The organism is Streptomyces sp. NPDC043867, assembly GCF_056435845.1.
The window spans coordinates 220,293-236,892 of the sequence record NZ_JBWKDS010000002.1 but is presented as its reverse complement, the minus strand read 5'-3'; the positions used below and the strand labels follow the sequence as shown (position 1 = coordinate 236,892).

Genomic DNA, 16,600 nt, shown 5'->3' with positions numbered 1-16,600 from the left:
CGGCCGTCACCGAACAGGTGACGGCCGCTTCCGTAGGGAAGGGAAGGGAAGGGAGGTACGGGGCGGAGTCCCGCCGTACCGACGCCGCCCCGTACCGACGCCGCCCCGTACCGACGCCGCCCCGTACCGACGCCGCCCCGTACCGACGCCGCCCCGTGCCGGCTGCCGGCCCGGCAGCCGCGTCGTGACCTCCCGGAGGATCCGGCCGTTGCCGTCCGGGTCGCTGGGCCGGGCTTTGCAGCGGGCCCGTGCCCGGTGGCGCCGCTGTGTGCGGGAGGGTCAGGCCGCCTTGAGCCGCGAGGCGATCTTCACCACGCGCTCGGCCTGGTGCCGGGCCGCGGCACGCGTGGTGTCGTCCACCGGGTTGCTGCCCTGGCCGTCGACGTGCGAGGTGCCGTAGGGGTTGCCGTCCGCGAACTTGACCGGGTCGGTGAAGCCGGGGGCGACCACGATGCCGCCGAAGTGGTGGACGGAGGTGTAGAGCGCCTGCAGCGTGGTCTCCTGACCGGCGTGCGCGGTGGCCGACGACGTGAAACCGCTGTAGACCTTGTCGGCCAGCTTGCCCTGCGCCCAGAGGCCGCCGAGCGTGTCGATGAACTGCTTGAGCTGGGCCGAGAGGTTGCCGAAGCGGGTCGCGGAGCCGAACAGCACCGCGTCGGCCCACTCGATGTCCTCGGGGGTCGCCTCGGGGATGTCGGCGGTGGCGGCGTGGTTGGCGGCCCACGCGGGGTTGGATTCGATCGCCTCCGCCGGGGCCAGCTCGGCGGCCTTCACCAGGCGGACCTCGGCGCCGGCCTTGACGCCGGCGTCGCGCAGTTCCCTGGCGATCTCGGTGATGGTGCCGGTGGAGGAGTAGTAGACGATGGCGAGATTGACGGGAGCGGCCATGGCGGCGGTCTCCAATTCCGTGTCGGGGTGCGGTGAGTGCGGGACCGGAGTAACTAGGTGACCGGTCGACTATTGGAAGGTAGGTAACCGGTCGCCTCAAGTCAAAGGAGTCCGGTGTGACGTCCGGAACAGCGGTCGACGGCCTCGGGCGCGAAAGGGTCTGCCTCGGGTCGCGAAGGGGTCTGCTTCGGGAGCCCGGCTCCGCGTCGGCGCGCGCGGCGGGCGGGGAGCTGGTCTGCTGGGTGGTGGGGGTCGTCGTACCTGTTCCGGAGAGACACCATGAGCACCTACCGAGTAGCGCAAGTGGCTGCCGCAAACGGCCCGTTCGAGATCGTCGAGCGCGATCTTCCGCGACCGGGCCCCGGCCATGTGCGGGTCGCCGTGGAGGCCTGCGGGATCTGCCACAGTGACGCCTTCTTCGTGTCGGCCGGTATGCCCGGCGTCCGCTTTCCGCTGGTTCCCGGGCACGAGATCGCCGGGCGCGTCGACGAGTTAGGCGAGGGCGCGGGGGACAGCGGCTGGCAGGTCGGCGACCGGGTCACCGTCGGCTGGTTCGGCGGCAGTTGCGGCCACTGCGAGCCCTGCCGGCAGGGCGACTTCGTCGTGTGCGAGAACCTCAAGGTCCCCGGGTGGGCGTACGACGGCGGCTTCGCGGAGGCGATGGTCGCGCCGGTCGACGCCCTGGCCCGTATCCCCGACGCGCTGACGGCGAGCGACGCGGGACCCATGGCCTGCGCCGGTGTCACCACGTACAACGGGCTGCGGCGCAGCCCGGCGCGGCCGGGTGACCTGGTCGCCGTGCTCGGCATCGGGGGTCTTGGGCACCTCGGGGTGCAGTACGCGGTCGCCATGGGCTTCGAGACCGTGGCCATCGCCAGGGGGCCCGACAAGGCGGACTTCGCCCTGCGGCTCGGCGCCCACCACTACATCGACAGCACGGGCGGGACCCCCGTCGCGGACGCCCTGCGGTCACTCGGCGGCGCCAAGGTCGTCCTCGCCACCGCCGGCAGTTCCGACGCCATCACGGCGACCGTGGACGGGCTGTCGCACCGCGGCGAGCTGGTGGCCATCGGGGCCAGCCCCGAGCCGCTGGGGATCAGCCCGATGCAGCTGCTCATGAGCGGCCGTGTCGTCCGCGGCCACCCGTCCGGCACCGCGCAGGACGTGCAGGACACCATGGAGTTCAGCGCGCTGCACGGAATCCGCCCGACCATCGAGTCCGTGCCCCTGGACCGCGCCGACGAGGCGTATCGCAAGATGCTGGCGGGCGCGGCCCGCTACCGGATGGTGCTCACGCCCGGCTGACGGACGGGCAGGCAGACGCCCGGCTGACGGACGCGGAGGCAGACAGGGCCCGGGCCCACGTCACCGTTCGGAGAGGTGGCGTGGGCTCCCTGCGTGGGCTCCCCTTCGGATGATTCGGATGATTCGGATGACGGGACAGCGCTCAGTTCCACAAGGGCTGGATCACCGTTCGCCCGAAGCCGTCCGGCCTGCTGCCGGTGTAGACCAGGCTCATCCGCGTGTAGTGGGACAGCTGGGGTTGCTTCTTCCACGTCTGGGCGCGGTCCAGGCGCACGGTGACGGGGTACGCGTGGAACTTCCCCGCGGCGCAGTACGGCTTGCAGTCGTTCACCACGTTGAAGCCCGTGGCCACCGCGCGGTTGCCGTCCCACCGCGACCAGTGCAGCGAGGAGAGGCGGCTGTTGCCGTCCCCGCAGGCCAGGATGAAGCGGGCGGGACGCACCTGTGCGTGCGAGAAGCAGTCGACGATCACCGGCGTGCGCACCTGCCGGTCGACGGTTTGCGTGGACGTGGGCGACGCCGCGGGGGAGGCGGCGGCCGTGGCGGTCGCCAGCGACGCGGCGGCGCAGAACACGATGGCCGCCCTGACTGTTCCTGTGGGCATGTCCGCTCCCGGCCTGCTCTGCGGGACCTCCGGCCCCGCGCCTGTCCACCCGGCCGGGCAGGCCGGGAGTGACGGGCGGCCGTCGACCGCGTGACTCGTCGCCGGCCGTCGTCCTTGGTCCCGACGCTACGGCTCCGCCGGGGGATGCACCACTCGCACGGAGCAACCCGTTCCGCCGCCCGGCGGCGGCCCCGCCACCCGGGACTGGCCGACGAACTGCGCCTGGCCGTAGTCCCGCTCCTCGTCGGCCGGGGCGAGCGCCTGCTCGACAGCCTGGGGGACGGGATCGACGGCTAGGGACGGGAATCGACGGCTAGGGACGGGATCGACGGCTAGGGACGGGATCTACGGCTACCAGGTGGCCCAGATGGCCGGGTCACCGGCCGTCACGCACGCCCTCCCGGTCAGGCGCCGACCGACCGGGGCGACGAGGGCCGCCCCGCCGGCCGGGGGAGAGGGATCAGGAGCGGGAGTCGCCGGACTCGTCCGCACGCTCCGCCTTCTTCTCCTTCAGGCGCACGGACTCCTTGCGGACCTCGGCCTGGGTGGCGCGCTCCCGCCGCAGCCAGGCGGGGCTCTCCTTCTTCAGCGTCTCGATCTGCTCCGTGGTGAGCGCCTCGGTGACTCCGCCGCGGGCGAGTCCCGCGATCGAGACGCCGAGCTTCGCCGCGACCACCGGCCGGGGATGCGGGCCGTTGCGCCGCAGCTCCACCAGCCACTCCGGCGGATCGGTCTGCAGCGCGCTCAGCTCGGTGCGTGAGACGACACCCTCCTGGAACTCGGCGGGCGTGGCCTGGAGGTACACACCCAGCTTCTTCGCCGCGGTGGCGGGCTTCATGGTCTGGGTGGTCTGCTGCGACGTCATGGTGTCAAGGGTATCGAGCATGTGCGCCCCCTCTGACCACGCCCGGTAGCCTGGCCAGGTGACAGGCTCGGAAGCATCCCCCTCGTTCCGGCTCGCGTATGTCCCGGGAGTGACACCCACCAAGTGGGTGCGGATCTGGAACGAGCGCCTGCCCGACGTCCCGCTCACCCTCGTCGCCGTGCCCGCCGCCGAGGCGAGTGCCCTGTTGCGCGGAGGCGGCGCGGACGCCGGTTTCGTCCGGCTCCCGGTCGGCGGCACGGACCTCAGCGCGATCCCCCTCTACGCGGAGACGCCGGTCGTCGTGGTCCCCAAGGACCACATCGTGGCGGCGGTCGACGAGGTGTCCGCCGAGGATCTGGCCGACGAGATCGTGCTGCATCCCCTCGACGACGTCCTCGACTGGGAGCGTCTGCCCGGGCGGCCCGCGATCGAGCGGCCCGCCACGACCGAGGACGCCGTGGAGCTGGTGGCGGCGGGCGTGGGAGTCCTCGTCGTCCCGCAGTCGCTCGCCCGGCTTCACCACCGCAAGGACCTCACGTACCGCCCGGTCTCGGACGCCCCCGAGTCGCGGGTCGCGCTGTCGTGGCCGGAGGAGAAGACCACCGACCTGGTCGAGGACTTCATCGGGATCGTCCGCGGGCGCACCGTCAACAGCTCACGCGGCCGGACCGCGTCGGCCCCGGCGGCCACGCCGGCACAGCCGAAGCGGAAGCAGCCGCAGAAGGGCGACGCCCGGCAGAAGCCCGCGGGCGGCAAGCAGCCCGGCAAGGGTCCGCGGGGCGGTGCCGGCGGCGCGTCCAAGGGCGCCAAGCGCGGCAAGCCACGCCGCGGCTCGTAACCCCGGCGGGTCCTCGCCGGCCACACCGGACGCCGACCGCGTCCGGCCGCTCCCCGCGTGGACCCGCGGGCCGCACGCGGCGCGCCTCGGCGCAGTCGATGGACCGCCCGTGGTCCCCGGGCGGTGTCCGTCTGCGGTTGGTCCGGCGCCCCGTGCATGCGGTCGGCAGCCAGGCACCTCGACGACCGGTGACGGGGCACCGGCACGCTCGATGCCACCAGCCCACCAGCCCACCAGCCCACCAGCCCACCAGCCCACCGGCGTTCCGGGCGACCGCCCGGGGCGAGCCTCGCCCGCCGCCCCGGACTCGCCGCCGCACCCCGACGGTCCGGCCCCCGCATCCCCGCACCCGCCCCCAGCGCTGACCCGGCGTCGGCCCGCCCCCGCCGCCCCCGCCCGCCCCGCTCACCACGTGTCGACGAACCCCCGGCCCTCCCGTGGGCCGGTGTCCTCGTGGGCGTCGAGTGCCGCCAGGATCCACTCCCGCGACTCGGCGGGGTCGAACACCGCGTCGATCTCCAGCGCGGCGGCCGCGTTGACCGCCTTGCCCCGTTCGTAGAGTTCGGCGACGCGGGCCTCGAAGGCACGGGTGCGTTCCCCGGGGTCCGGGATCGCCTCCAGTTCCCTACGGAAGCCGAGGCGGACCGCGCCCTCCAGTCCCATGCCGCCGAACTCCCCGCTCGGCCAGGCGGCGGTGGCCAGCGGAGCGCGCGTGGAGCCGCCCATCATGGCCATCGCCCCGAGCCCGTACGCCTTCCGGAGGACGAGGCAGACGAGAGGCACCCGCAGGTTGGCGCCCGTTACGAAGAGGCGGGCGAAGTGCCGTACCGTCGCGGTCCGTTCGGATCCCTGATCCAGGCAACGCCCGGCGAACCGCGCGTCCTCACTGAGGAATCCGTATCCGGGGTGCAGGAAGTCGCAGCCCCGCGCCGCCGCCAGCACGGCGTCCGCGTCGAGATAGCCGTCCCCGCCCAGCGGCACCGCCTCGTCGGCGTACCGGACGTGCAGGTCGTCGTCCGGCGCGTACACCGCGACGGTGCGCAGCCCGGCCTCGGCGGCGGCGCGCAGGACACGTACGGCGACCTCCCCGCGATTGGCGACGAGTACGGCGGCAGAACCCATGAGCCCCTCCGGAAACCGTGGTCGGCGCCGCCATGCTCATTGACATCGACATCGACATCGACGTCAACGTCAGCCGGCCGCCCGGCGGCACCGCCGACATCGCCGCCGAGGCCGAGCTCTCGCGGGCCGGCTTCCATGTGTACTTCGCGTCCAGGGAGGAGATCTTGCGGGTCCTCGCCGCGAGGGTCCGGGACGCGTTGCTCGCCGCGGAGGACGTGCCCGGCGTCGACACCGACGACGTGCAGGCCGTCGCCGAGGTCTCCGTCGGCGCCTTCATCGCCGCCTACGCCCGGCACCTGCCGCTGCTTGGTCTGCTGGAGCAGCAGGGGCGCAGCGCGCACGTGCGTGAGCTGTGGAAGGAGACCCGGGAGCGGCCCGTGCACCGCCGAGCGCGCTACATCCGCCGGCTGGCCGCCGAGGCCGGGCGGCACCGGTCGCGGAGCCGCCCGCCGTCGCCCGCGCGGTGGGCGGCGTGTGCGTCGAGTTCGCCCGGACCGCCGTGGCCCCCCGGACGTCCGAGGGCGCCGTGCGCGACGTCACAGCGATGTACCTGCACCTGCTCAGGGCCGGCTCCCGGCCTCCGCGGGAGCCCCGCTCCTGACGCTTGGAGGACGGGAGATTGATTTCCCGCTCGGAAAGGGGAGTTGTGGGAGCGCTCCCCGTTGTGCAGGATGCTGCGGTGACTTCGTCTCCCGCCGTACGCCCGTACCGCAGCGAGGACCGAGCGGCCCTCGAGGACATCTGCGTCCGCACCGCCCACAACGGCGGTGACAGCAGGCCTCATTACGAGGATCCCGGGATCTTTCCCACGACCTTCGCCGCACCGTACGTGGAGCTGGAACCGGAGCTGGCTTTCGTGCTGGACGACGGGCGGGGCGAGGCGGTCGGCTACATCCTCGGCACCGCGGACACCGTCCGCTTCGCCGGGGCCTTCCGCGACCGGTGGCTGCCCCTGGTCGCGGAACGCTATCCGCAGCCGCCCGAACCGGCGGCCACGCCCGACGAGGAGATGATCCTGCTGCTGCACCGTCCCGAGCGCATGGTCGTCCCGGAAGTCGCCGCGTATCCGGCCCACCTGCACATCGACCTGCTCCCCGAGTGGCAGGGGCGCGGCCACGGCCGTGCGCTGATGGGGACCCTGCTGCTCGCCCTGCGGGACAAGGGCGTGCCGGCCGTCCACCTGGCGATGGTGACGTCCAACCGCCCGGCCAGGGCGTTCTACGACCGTCTGGGCTTCCACGAGATCGACGTGCCCGACCCCGGCCCGGTCACCTACCTCGGGCGCGCGACAGGCCGGCTCGACGGGCTGTGAGCCCCGCCCGGGGCGGGCGTGACGTCCGCCGGTCACTCGCCCCCGCCGCCCCGCGGGTGCTGTTGCGGTGACGGACGGTGCGGCGGCTGCGGGGACCCGCGGCCCGCGCGGTCCTCCGGGCGGGACGCCACCGGGGGCCACACCGGACGGTGCTCCGCGGGCAGGTCCAGCAGGGCCTGTCCGACCGTGAGCCGGGTGGGCAGCAGCTCCGAACTCCCCGTCTGCGCCAGCAGTTCCGTGAGGCGGCGGCCCGCTCCGGCCAGCATGAGCTTTCCCTGGCGGCGTTGCAGCAGCCACCGGACGGCCAGCAGGCTGTTCAGTCCCCGTGAGTCGCAGAAGACGAGAGCCGTGACATCCAGCACCAGGTGCCGGTGACCGGCGTCCACGCTGGCGCCGAGCGTGCCGAGGAAGAGCCCCTCGCAGCTGTGGTCGAGTTCGCCGCTGACCCGCAGGACCGCGCACTCGTCGCAACTGGTGATCTCGGTGATGGTCAGACGGTGGGTCTGTGTGGACATCGCACCTCCATCCGGCCTGGTGCGGCGAGCCACGACTACCGGCGCTCTCCTGCACGTCCGTGCTCGTCCGGGCCGGGCGAACCGCCCGGACGATTCCCCTCAGGCCTCCCGTACCGGGCTGCCGTGCGGTCCAGGTGCCCTTCGATCGCCACCCGTACGGGTGCGTGTGCCCCGCATTCCCGGCGGTAGCACACGGGCGGGGCGGTGAAGGGGTCCGGTCCGGGATCGCCGGCGCCGGTACCGGCGCAAGGGCTCCGGAAGGCCGCCCGGTCAGCTTTCGGCCGCTCGGCCCATCGACTCGACCAGCGGCAGCAGCCGGTACGGAACGCGCTCGCGCAGCACCACCTCGGTGCGGGTCCTGACGACGCCCGGCAGGCTGATCAGGGACTGGATGACGTCCTCCAGATGCGCGTTGTCGCGCGCCACCACCCGGGTCAGCAGATCGCCGCCGCCCGTGATCGAGAAGGCCTCGACGATCTCCGGCACGGCGGCGAGCGCGTCCCCCACGTCGTCGAGATTGCCCTGGGTGACCTCGACGTGCACGAAGGCGAGGACGGGGTGGCCGAGTGCGGCGGGGGACAGGGCGGGCGCCGTGCCGGTGATCACGCCGTCGCGCTCCAGCCGGTCCAGGCGGGCCTGCAGCGTGCCGCGGGCGACGCCGAGGATCCGCGCGTACTCCCGCACGCTGGTGCGCGGCTGCTCCAGGAGGAGCCGCAGGATGCGGGTGTCGAGTTCGTCCACGGCCATGGTCCGTTGGCCTCCCTGCCGTCATGAGCGATCAGACGTGACTGTACCAATGGCCCAGTGAAATGTGAGCCGGTTGAGCCATCGCCGAGCTGATGCTTACCTTGTGCCCATTGATGGCGCCGCGCAGCGCAGGACAGGCAACGAAGCCGGATCCGTGCCCGCGGCGCCATTCCCATGTCCTGAGGGTGTCCTCGAAAGGCTGTGTCGACGCGAGATGGGGGCGGGCTGCCGGCGGTGAAGAAGATGTTCAAGGCTCCGGATCCGGGACTGTTCCGGCTGCGGGTCTCGGCGCGGGCGGTGCTCGGCATCGGCCTCGCCGTGACCCTGTCGGAACTGGCCGGACTGTCGTTGCCCGCCTCGATCACGGGCGGGCTCGCGGCGCTCCTCGCGCTGTTCACCGTGGGCGACCCGACGGTGCGCGGCCAGGCGGTCACCACCGCGCTGCTGCCCGTCGTCGGTTTCCCCGTCCTCGCGGTCGCCACCGCGCTGCACGGGGTGCCGGCCCTGCGGGACGCGACCTGGCTCGCGGTGATCTTCTGCGGGGTGTACGCCCGCCGCTGGGGACCGCGCGGCCACGCCCTCGGGATCTTCGCGTTCATGATGTTCTTCACCACCCAGTTCCTGCACGCCGAGACCGGTCAGCTGCCGGAGCTGTACACGGCCGTCGCGCTGTCCCTGGCCGCCACCTCCGCGGTCCGCTTCGGCGCGTGGTGCATCGAGCGGCGCACTCCGCTGCCCGCCGCGCCCGCCCCGCTGGACGGACGCGGGCTCGACCGCCCGGCCACCCGCCAGGCGTTCCAGGCGACCGCCGCCTGCGCCTTCGCCGTCGCGGCGGGCCCCGTTCTCTCGCACGAGCGCTGGTACTGGGCCGTCGGCACCGCGTGGTGGATCTTCGTGAACACCGCGTCGCGCGGCGAGACCCTGGTCCGCGGCTTCCGGCGCGTCGTCGGTACGGTCACCGGCATCGGTGCCGGGCTGCTCGTCGCCGTCCCCCTGCACGGTGCCCCGGCGCCCACCGCCGCGCTCGTCGCCGTGTGCGTCTTCGGCATCTTCTACACGGCGGCGCCCTCGTACAGCTGGATGATGTTCTTCGTCACCGTCATGGCGGGTCTGCTGTACGGGCTCCTCGGCGTGCTGCATCCGGGGCTGCTGGCGCTGCGGTTCGCCGAGACCGGGGTCGGCGCCCTCGGTGCCGCGCTCGCCGTCACGCTGATCCTGCCGATCACCACGCACGCGGTGACCGACCGCTGGGTCGAGCGGGCGCTGCACGCGGTCCACGGCTGCACCGCCGCCGCGGCCCGACGGCTGGCCGGTGACGCCTTCGCGGATCCCGCGCCCCGCGTGGCGGAACTCGAAGCACTCCTCGGGCGGGTCCGCCTGGCCCTCGCGCCCCTGGTCCATCCGCTCAACCCGCTGCGGACCCGCAAGGCACGGGCCCGTCAGGTCCTCGCGCTGCTCGACGAGTGCGCCCGCGAGGCCCGTGGACTCGCCGCCGTGGCCGCCGACCCGGACGCCTCGCACGACGCGCGTCTGACCGCCGCCTGCGGACGCGTCGAGGCGGCGATGGAGACGCTCGTCGGCGCCGTACCGGAACGTGCCCTGCCGGCGCACGCGGCCGAGCCCGGCCACCACCCCGGCGCCGAGCAGGCCCTCGCCCACCTCCACGGCCTGGAGCGGGCGCTCGCCGCCCTCGCCGCACCACTGGGAGGCTCGCGGCTGCTGGGGGCGTGAGGCCGCGGGGTTCGGCGGTGCGGCTCCGCGCAGGCCCGAACGTGCCGTGCGTCGCGGCGACTTGGTCCAGACCGATGAACCCCGGCTGCTACCGTCGCCCCGGACAGCGCAGGAGCGAGAGGGGACGGCAGTGACAGACGGCGTCATGCGGCAACCACGGGCGTTCATCGGCTCGTTCACGGCGGCGGGAGGCCTCGGCGTCCTCACCGCGGACGTGGACGCGGAGAGCGGCACCCTGACGGTGCTGAGCGCCGCGGACGGCGTACCCGACCCTTCGTACCTCGCGCTGTCGCCCGACGGCGGCACCCTCTACACGGTCAGCGAGACGGCCGAGGGGGCGGTGGCCGCCTACCGCGTGTCCGGCGACAAGCTGGTCGAGGCCGGGCCGCCCGTGCCGGTCGGCGGCAGCGGACCCACCCACCTCAGCCTCTTCGCCGGCCACGTCCTGACCGCCAACTACGGCTCCGGCAGTGTCACCGCCGTGCCCGTCCGCGCCGACGGGAGGCTCGCCGACGCGCCCTCCCACGTGTTCACGCACACCGGCTCGGGCCCGCACGCCCCCCGCCAGCAGGGCCCGCACGCCCACCAGGTCCAGCCCGACCCGAGCGGCCGCTGGGCCGTGAGCGTGGACCTCGGCACGGACTCGGTGCGGGTGTGCGCGCTGGACGGCGGAACGCTCGCGCTGCACCGCGAGACGGCGCTGCGGCCCGGCTGCGGCCCCCGCCACCTGGCGTTCCATCCGCGCGGCGAGCACGCGTACCTCGCGAACGAACTCGCGCCCACCGTGACCGTCTGCCGCTGGGACGCCGCCGAGGGGGCGCTGCGGCCCCTCGGCGAGACCTCCGTGCTGCCGGGTTCCCCGGACGGCGACGCCTTCCCGTCGGGCATCGTCGTCTCGCCCGACGGCCGGTTCGTGTGGACCGCCGTCCGCGGCGAGGACGTGATCTCGGTGCTCGCGCTCGACGGAGAGGAGCTGCGACTCGTCGCGACGGTCCCGTGCGGCGGCACCTGGCCGCGCGCCCTCGCCCTCCACCCCTCGGGGCGCTTCCTCCACGTCGCCAACGAACGCTCCGGGGACGTGACCTGGTTCGCTGTGGACCCCGTCACGGGGATGCTGCGCAAGGGCGGCTCGATCCAGGCGCCCGCGGCGTCCTGCGTGGTGTTCGGCTGAACCGCGGAACCGCTCTCCGGCGTCACCTCCCGCACGGCGAAGGGCCCGTTTCCGTGGAAACGGGCCCTTTCGGCGTCCGAAGTGCGGTGTGCGCCCTGCCAACGGCTTCCGCGAGCGCGCCGGCCGGACAGGTCTAGGGCCTGTCGTTTGGATCAGGCTGGCTGTGACCGACGGTTCGTCCTGACCGGCCCGAGCGGGGTCTGGCGCGTGCAGCTGCAAGGCGGAGGAGGGAGTCGACGCGGAGCGTCGGCGACCGACGACAACGCCGCAGATGTGCGTGCCAGACCCCGCGACGCCGGCATGATCCAAACGACAGGCCCTAGCGGACCGGCGCGCCCTGCGGCTGCTGCGGGGCGATGCCCAGCGCCGTCGTGTACTTGGCGAGCGCGAGCTTGCCGATCGCCGGGTACGGGCCGAGCGCCTCGGCGGCGGAGCAGCCCGCCTCCTTGGCGGCCTCCTCGAGCAGCCCCGGGTCCAGCTCGGGACCGATCAGGTACGGGGCGAGCGCCAGCTGCTGGGAACCGGAGGAACGCAGCTGCTCGGCGATGGCCGCGATCGAGCCCTCCTCGTCGAGCGCGGCGGCCATCACCGGCACCGCGAGCCGCGCGGCCAGCAGCATGCCGGTGATCCCGGCCGCCTGCACGGCCTCCTCGCCGCCCACCGACGCGAGGATGATGCCGTCCGCGGCGGTCGCCACCGTGAACAGCCGGGCCCGGTCGGCGCGCGCCAGACCCGCCTCGGACAGCCGCACGTGCAGCGCCTCGGCGAGCAGCGGGTGCGGCCCGAGCACGTCCGTCAGATCGGCCGCGACCCGGCTCTCCATGACGGCCTGGCGGATCCGGCGCAGCAGGGCGTTGTCCGGACCGGCGAGCAGCGGCACCACGACGGCCACGGGGCCGTCGGGCTCGGCCACGTCCGCCCCGGCGGCGCGCGCCTGCTCGAAGCGGGCGGTGCGCTCACCGGCGGCACGGCCGAGCACGGACTGCAGGGTGGGGAACTCGGCGTCGTCGCCGTCCAGGTACCCGATGCGGGCGTCGAGGCCGGGGAGCTCGGAGCGGGCGATGCTCACGACCTCCTCGGCAAGGCTGCGCGTGGCGGCACTGGGAGTGCCCGGCAGCGCGAGGACGAGCGCGGGCGCGCCCTCGGGAGCCGCCAGGGGTTCCGGGCGGCGGTGCCGCCCTGGCTGGCGGGGTCGCGGCATTCGTACGGGCAGGCCGGACGCGGGCCCAGTGGGGGAGCTCATGGCGCCGCATGTTACTGGTTTCCTGGGCTCCCCTGTTCGGGGAGGGTGCAGGTGAGCGGTATCCGTCCGCTTTTGTCGCATGAGTTGCGTACGGATGAGAAATGATCACCGGTGTGCGACTTGACGCGCCTGCCGCGACTGTCCGGTTTCGTCCGGCGGATTGTCCTCGCACACCCGGGTGAAGCCGGTCAACCGGTCTTCTCGGTCACGACGTGCAGCATGCGTTCGTCGCGCGCGAGCGCGAGTTCGCCGTGGGCCAGGTCGACGGCGATGAGCATGGCGCCGTGCAGGGGGTCGCCGGCGGCCGGCACCGCGCGGGCGTGCGGCAGTTGCTCCGCCAACTCCGCGCGCAGCGGTACGAGGAGCGGTTCGCCCATCTTGAACAGGCCTCCGGTGAGGGCGACCGGCGCCTCGCGGCCGTCCGGACAGACGGCGGCAGCGGACTCCGCCATGTACCGGGCCGCCGCCCGCAGGATCCCCGCCGCCACCGGGTCGGCGCCCGCGCAGGCGGCGACCTCGGGAGCGAACGAGGCCAGCACCGCGGCCCGGTCGGCCCGCGCGTACAGCCGGCCCGGCAGCTCCGGCACCGGCCCGAGCATCTCCTCCGCGCGGGCCAGCAGGGGCGCCGAACCCCCGCGCCGCCCGTCGAAGGCCCGGACGGCCGCCTCCAGGCCGGCGCGCCCGATCCAGGCCCCGCCGCCGCAGTCGCCGAGCAGATGACCCCAGCCGTCGGCCCTGCGCCAGCTCGTCAGGTCCGTACCGATGGCGATCATGCCCGTGCCCGCGGCGATCACCGCGCCCGGCTGCCGGCCGAGAGCGCCCGTGTACGCGGTGACGGCGTCGGCGGCCAACACCACGCGTCGTACGCCCAGTTCACGGTGCAGGGCGGACGGCAGCACGGCGCGCAGATCGGCACCGAGGGTGGCGAAACCGGCGGCGCCGAGAGCGACGGCCCCGAGTTCACCGACACCGGCGTCGGCCATCAGCCGCCGTGCCATCGGCAGCAGTTGCTCCAGCAGATGTCCCGCGTCGATGCCACGGGGACCCGTGCGTACCGGCTCCTCGGACGTCAGCGGCGCGGGGCGGGCGGTGCCGCGGCCGGCGGGGACACCGAGCGCGGCCCGCACCCCGGAGCCCCCCGAGTCCACGGCGAGGACGCCGGACAGCGGGCCGGGCGGTGTCACGGCAGTCGCCAGTCCACCGGCTGGGCGCCCTGCTTGGTCAACAGGTCGTTCGCGCGGCTGAAGGGGCGGGAGCCGAAGAAACCCCGGTCGGCCGACATCGGGGAGGGGTGCGCGGACTCGATCGACGGGAGGTCCCCGAGGAGCGGACGCAGATTGCGGGCGTCGCGGCCCCAGAGGATCGACACCAGCGGCCGTCCGCGGGCCGCCAGCGCCCGTATCGCCTGTTCGGTGACCTCTTCCCAGCCCTTGCCGCGGTGGGCCGCGGGGCTGCGCGGAGCCGTGGTGAGCGCCCTGTTGAGCAGCAGGACCCCCTGCTGTGTCCAGGGCGTGAGGTCACCGTTGGAAGGCTGCGGAAGCCCCAGGTCGGTGGTGAGTTCGCGGAAGATGTTGATCAGGCTGCCGGGCAGCGGCCGCACCTCGGGCGCGACCGAGAACGACAGCCCCACCGCGTGCCCCGGGGTGGGATAGGGATCCTGCCCGACGATGAGGACGCGGACCTCGTCGAAGGGCTGCTGGAAGGCGCGCAGGACGTTCGGTCCGGCCGGGAGGTAGGTGCGTCCCGAGGCGATCTCCGCGCGCAGGAAGTCACCCATCTCGGCGATCCGCCCGGCGACGGGTTCCAGGGCTTTCGCCCAGCCCGCTTCGACAATTTCGTGCAACGGTCGTGGTGCCACGGGCGTCACCCTACTGCCGTACGGGCAGCGGCGATCAACCGGTGGCCGAAGGGTGACCGGAGACGACCGGCGAGGGCTCCGGGGGCGACGAGACCGGCGGGGACGGGCCGCGGCGGCCGGCATGCGGCACGGGACCGCCTGCTCGGCCCGCCCCGCCTCCGCGTGCCGGCCCCACACCCCGCTGACATGACGGCCCCTCACTTGGGTGCGGTGGCCGCCCCTGCCACGTCGCCGCCCCTGCCACGTCGCCGCCCGTGACTCGCGGACCGCGGCCGGTCAGTCCACCACCGCCGCCCGTACGCACAGCACGTCCGGCAGATGCGAGGCCAACTGCCGCCAGCTGTCGCCGTCGTCGGAGGAGGCGAACACTTCGCCGTTGCGATTGCCGAAGTACACTCCGGCCGGGTCCGCGTCGTCGGTGCACAGGGCGTCGCGCAGCACAGTGCCGTAGTGGTCGCCGTCCGGGAGGCCGGCCGTGAGGGGCTCCCAGTTCGTGCCCGCGTCCGCGGTCCGGAAGACCCGGCACCGCCGGTCGGCCGGGACCCGGTCCGCGTCGGCGTTGATCGGGAAGACGTACGCCGTGTCCCCGCGATGCGGATGAGCGGCCACCGCGAACCCGAACGTGGACGGCAGCCCCGCGCCGATATCCGTCCAGTGCGCCCCCGAGTCGTCGCTTCTGTAAACACCCCAGTGGTTCTGCAGGTACAGCCGGTCCGGGTCCACCGCGTCCCGCGCGACCTTGTGCACGCACTGGCCGAACTCCGGGTCGGGATCCGGCAGGAACACCGCGGAGACCCCGGAGTTGGACGGCGTCCAGCTCGCGCCGCCGTCGGCGGTGCGGAACACACCGGCGGTGGACACGGCCACCGTCACGGCCTGCGGGTCGCGCCCGTCGGTGAGGATGGTGTGCAGTCCTTCGCCGCCGCCGCCCGGCACCCACTTCGAGCGGGTGGGGTGCTCCCACAACGGACGTACGAGCTCGAAGGTCTCGCCCCGGTCCTCGGAGCGGTACAGCGCGGCCGGTTCCGTGCCCGCGTACACCACGTCCGGCTCGGCGGCCGCCGGGTGCAGCTGCCAGACCCGCTCCAGCGAAGCCCCGGTGTCCTTGGGGAACTTGACGGCCGGCTGGGTTGGTTCGGTCCAGGTGCGGCCGAGGTCGTCCGAGTGGAACACGGACGGGCCCCAGTGCGCGCTGTCCCCTCCGGCGAGCAGCCTGGGTGTCTCGCCGCGGGTGTCGATGGCGACCGAGTAGACGGCCTGCGCGTTGAAGTACGGACTCTCGTCGAACTCCCAGGTGCCGCCCCGGCGGCGGCCTACGAAGAGTCCCTTGCGTGTACCTACGGTGAGCAGTACGTCGGCCATGCCGACCACCTCCGCGACGTCGTTGTCCCAGCACCGGTCAGTCTGCACCCCGGCACTGACAGTCACCCCCGGACCAGTGTTCCCGCAGGTCAGAGCGTGGTGTCGGGGTCCTCGCCGGCTGCCCGGGCGCACAGCGGCCCCTTCCGGGCCTCCGCCGTCCCGAGGAGGGGGGCGCGGACAGGCATGAGGGGGCCGACTCGGAGCATCCGTATGAGCATCGACGAGTCGGCTCCCGTACGGGTGGGCGGTCCGGCATGTCCCGAAGCCCATGAGGAGGATGCCCCGGTGACGGCATTCCGTGGTTCGAAGGTGTGGTTGTGGCGCTGGCGACGCAACTCGTTGCGACGTCCCGGCGACGTCCTGGAGGCATGGCTTCTGCTCGTCGCCTGGACCCTCACCGTGCTGTGCGGGGTGTTCACGGGTCTGGCGATGGCGCGGTCCGTCGAGAGCGGTCTGGCCCGGGAACGCGTCGAGTGGCGTCCGGTCACGGCGACGGTCACGGAGGACGCGCCACGTCTGAGGTCCGCCGCCACCTCCTACGGTGCCGACCGGGTGTGGGGGAAGGTGCGCTGGACGGCGCCCGACGGCGCCGCGCACACCGGACAGGCGCGGGTCGAGTCCGGCAGCGCGGCCGGCACCGCGGTCACCGTGTGGACGGACCGCGCCGGCCGGCTGGTCGCCCAGCCCGTCTCCGCGTCCCAGGCACGGCTGCGGGCCTCGCTGGTCGGCTTCCTCGTCGGGGCGGGGGCGGCGAGCGTGCCCTTCGCGGCCGGCCGCCTGGTCCGCGGGCGGCTGGAGCGGCGGCGCATGGAGCAGTGGGACGTGGAGTGGCAGCGGTTCGGCCCCCTGTGGGGCCGCAAGACGAGCTGAGCCCGCGCCCCCGCCCGCAGCCCCCTCACCCCCGGGCCCGCACCCCGCAACGCCCGCCACCGCCTCGCCGCAAACCCGCCCCCCAACCGCCCGCCACCGCCTCGCCGCAAACCCGCCCCCGCAGAGACCGCACGTCCGCGAGGACGTCGTGGCAACCGAGGCAACCGAG

18 protein-coding genes are annotated in these 16,600 nt (G+C 73.9%); 8 read left to right on the top strand and 10 right to left on the bottom strand.

What is annotated here, in order from left to right:
- Positions 1-279 precede the first annotated feature (279 nt).
- Positions 280-888 (bottom strand): NAD(P)H:quinone oxidoreductase, encoded by a 609-nt coding sequence (gene wrbA, locus AC069T_RS03085; RefSeq protein WP_478781040.1) that lies wholly within the window; start codon positions 886-888, stop codon positions 280-282.
- Positions 889-1,167: 279 nt separating this feature from the next.
- Between wrbA and AC069T_RS03080 the strand changes: the two genes are divergently transcribed.
- Positions 1,168-2,193: an alcohol dehydrogenase gene (locus AC069T_RS03080; protein WP_478781039.1), complete on the top strand. Its 1,026-nt coding sequence runs from the start codon at positions 1,168-1,170 to the stop codon at positions 2,191-2,193.
- A gap of 142 nt (positions 2,194-2,335) precedes the next feature.
- Here the strand turns inward: AC069T_RS03080 and AC069T_RS03075 are convergent, their stop codons facing one another.
- Positions 2,336-2,797 (bottom strand): hypothetical protein, encoded by a 462-nt coding sequence (locus AC069T_RS03075; protein ID WP_478781038.1) that lies wholly within the window; start codon positions 2,795-2,797, stop codon positions 2,336-2,338.
- Between the two features lie 144 nt (positions 2,798-2,941).
- On the opposite strand from AC069T_RS03075, the gene AC069T_RS03070 reads away from it, so the two are divergent.
- Positions 2,942-3,094: a hypothetical protein gene (locus AC069T_RS03070; RefSeq protein WP_478781037.1), complete on the top strand. Its 153-nt coding sequence runs from the start codon at positions 2,942-2,944 to the stop codon at positions 3,092-3,094.
- A 163-nt stretch (positions 3,095-3,257) separates the two neighbouring features.
- Here AC069T_RS03070 and AC069T_RS03065 read toward each other — a convergent pair whose 3' ends face one another.
- The gene (locus AC069T_RS03065) at positions 3,258-3,662 is read right to left on the bottom strand and encodes a DUF5997 family protein (RefSeq protein WP_478781036.1); all 405 of its coding nucleotides are present in this window, start codon (positions 3,660-3,662) and stop codon (positions 3,258-3,260) included.
- A gap of 58 nt (positions 3,663-3,720) precedes the next feature.
- On the opposite strand from AC069T_RS03065, the gene AC069T_RS03060 reads away from it, so the two are divergent.
- On the top strand, positions 3,721-4,500 hold the full coding sequence (locus tag AC069T_RS03060; RefSeq protein WP_478781035.1) for a LysR substrate-binding domain-containing protein: 780 nt from the start codon (positions 3,721-3,723) through the stop codon (positions 4,498-4,500).
- Positions 4,501-4,905: 405 nt separating this feature from the next.
- On the opposite strand, the gene AC069T_RS03055 is transcribed toward AC069T_RS03060, so the two are convergent.
- On the bottom strand, positions 4,906-5,622 hold the full coding sequence (locus AC069T_RS03055; protein WP_478781034.1) for a biotin carboxylase N-terminal domain-containing protein: 717 nt from the start codon (positions 5,620-5,622) through the stop codon (positions 4,906-4,908).
- Between the two features lie 32 nt (positions 5,623-5,654).
- Here AC069T_RS03055 and AC069T_RS03050 point away from each other — a divergent pair, with 32 nt between their 5' ends.
- The gene (locus AC069T_RS03050; protein ID WP_478781033.1) at positions 5,655-6,245 is read left to right on the top strand and encodes a TetR/AcrR family transcriptional regulator; all 591 of its coding nucleotides are present in this window, start codon (positions 5,655-5,657) and stop codon (positions 6,243-6,245) included.
- Positions 6,246-6,301: 56 nt separating this feature from the next.
- Complete coding sequence (locus AC069T_RS03045; protein WP_478781032.1) at positions 6,302-6,934, top strand: GNAT family N-acetyltransferase; 633 nt, start codon at positions 6,302-6,304, stop codon at positions 6,932-6,934.
- Positions 6,935-6,966: 32 nt separating this feature from the next.
- On the opposite strand, the gene AC069T_RS03040 is transcribed toward AC069T_RS03045, so the two are convergent.
- Positions 6,967-7,449 (bottom strand): STAS domain-containing protein, encoded by a 483-nt coding sequence (locus AC069T_RS03040; protein ID WP_478781031.1) that lies wholly within the window; start codon positions 7,447-7,449, stop codon positions 6,967-6,969.
- Between the two features lie 270 nt (positions 7,450-7,719).
- Complete coding sequence (locus AC069T_RS03035) at positions 7,720-8,196, bottom strand: Lrp/AsnC family transcriptional regulator (protein ID WP_478781030.1); 477 nt, start codon at positions 8,194-8,196, stop codon at positions 7,720-7,722.
- A 243-nt stretch (positions 8,197-8,439) separates the two neighbouring features.
- Here AC069T_RS03035 and AC069T_RS03030 point away from each other — a divergent pair, with 243 nt between their 5' ends.
- Positions 8,440-9,927, top strand: coding sequence for an FUSC family protein (locus AC069T_RS03030; protein ID WP_478781029.1), 1,488 nt, complete (start codon positions 8,440-8,442; stop codon positions 9,925-9,927).
- 130 nt (positions 9,928-10,057) lie between these two features.
- Positions 10,058-11,098 (top strand): lactonase family protein, encoded by a 1,041-nt coding sequence (locus tag AC069T_RS03025; protein ID WP_478781028.1) that lies wholly within the window; start codon positions 10,058-10,060, stop codon positions 11,096-11,098.
- A gap of 319 nt (positions 11,099-11,417) precedes the next feature.
- On the opposite strand, the gene AC069T_RS03020 is transcribed toward AC069T_RS03025, so the two are convergent.
- The 4 genes from AC069T_RS03020 to AC069T_RS03005 form a co-directional block, all read right to left on the bottom strand.
- Positions 11,418-12,341: a sirohydrochlorin chelatase gene (locus tag AC069T_RS03020; RefSeq protein ID WP_358851238.1), complete on the bottom strand. Its 924-nt coding sequence runs from the start codon at positions 12,339-12,341 to the stop codon at positions 11,418-11,420.
- A gap of 188 nt (positions 12,342-12,529) precedes the next feature.
- Positions 12,530-13,525 (bottom strand): N-acetylglucosamine kinase, encoded by a 996-nt coding sequence (locus tag AC069T_RS03015; protein ID WP_478781027.1) that lies wholly within the window; start codon positions 13,523-13,525, stop codon positions 12,530-12,532.
- A complete protein-coding gene (locus AC069T_RS03010; protein ID WP_478781026.1) occupies positions 13,522-14,199 on the bottom strand; it encodes a uracil-DNA glycosylase in 678 nt (225 codons plus the stop codon). Before AC069T_RS03010 ends, AC069T_RS03015 begins: the two co-directional genes overlap by 4 nt.
- 276 nt (positions 14,200-14,475) lie before the next feature.
- Entirely contained in the window at positions 14,476-15,561 is a 1,086-nt protein-coding gene (locus AC069T_RS03005; RefSeq protein ID WP_478781126.1) for a WD40/YVTN/BNR-like repeat-containing protein, read from the bottom strand.
- 285 nt (positions 15,562-15,846) lie between these two features.
- On the opposite strand from AC069T_RS03005, the gene AC069T_RS03000 reads away from it, so the two are divergent.
- On the top strand, positions 15,847-16,431 hold the full coding sequence (locus AC069T_RS03000; protein ID WP_478781025.1) for an Rv1733c family protein: 585 nt from the start codon (positions 15,847-15,849) through the stop codon (positions 16,429-16,431).
- Positions 16,432-16,600 lie beyond the last annotated feature (169 nt).

Coding starts and splice junctions, on each gene's coding strand:
- wrbA (WP_478781040.1), bottom strand. CDS start 888: ATGGCCGCTCCCGTCAATCTCGCCATCGTCTACTACTCCTCCACCGGC.
- AC069T_RS03080 (WP_478781039.1), top strand. CDS start 1,168: ATGAGCACCTACCGAGTAGCGCAAGTGGCTGCCGCAAACGGCCCGTTC.
- AC069T_RS03075 (WP_478781038.1), bottom strand. CDS start 2,797: ATGCCCACAGGAACAGTCAGGGCGGCCATCGTGTTCTGCGCCGCCGCG.
- AC069T_RS03070 (WP_478781037.1), top strand. CDS start 2,942: ATGCACCACTCGCACGGAGCAACCCGTTCCGCCGCCCGGCGGCGGCCC.
- AC069T_RS03065 (WP_478781036.1), bottom strand. CDS start 3,662: ATGACGTCGCAGCAGACCACCCAGACCATGAAGCCCGCCACCGCGGCG.
- AC069T_RS03055 (WP_478781034.1), bottom strand. CDS start 5,622: ATGGGTTCTGCCGCCGTACTCGTCGCCAATCGCGGGGAGGTCGCCGTA.
- AC069T_RS03050 (WP_478781033.1), top strand. CDS start 5,655: ATGCTCATTGACATCGACATCGACATCGACGTCAACGTCAGCCGGCCG.
- AC069T_RS03040 (WP_478781031.1), bottom strand. CDS start 7,449: ATGTCCACACAGACCCACCGTCTGACCATCACCGAGATCACCAGTTGC.
- AC069T_RS03035 (WP_478781030.1), bottom strand. CDS start 8,196: ATGGCCGTGGACGAACTCGACACCCGCATCCTGCGGCTCCTCCTGGAG.
- AC069T_RS03030 (WP_478781029.1), top strand. CDS start 8,440: ATGTTCAAGGCTCCGGATCCGGGACTGTTCCGGCTGCGGGTCTCGGCG.
- AC069T_RS03020 (WP_358851238.1), bottom strand. CDS start 12,341: ATGAGCTCCCCCACTGGGCCCGCGTCCGGCCTGCCCGTACGAATGCCG.
- AC069T_RS03005 (WP_478781126.1), bottom strand. CDS start 15,561: ATGGCCGACGTACTGCTCACCGTAGGTACACGCAAGGGACTCTTCGTA.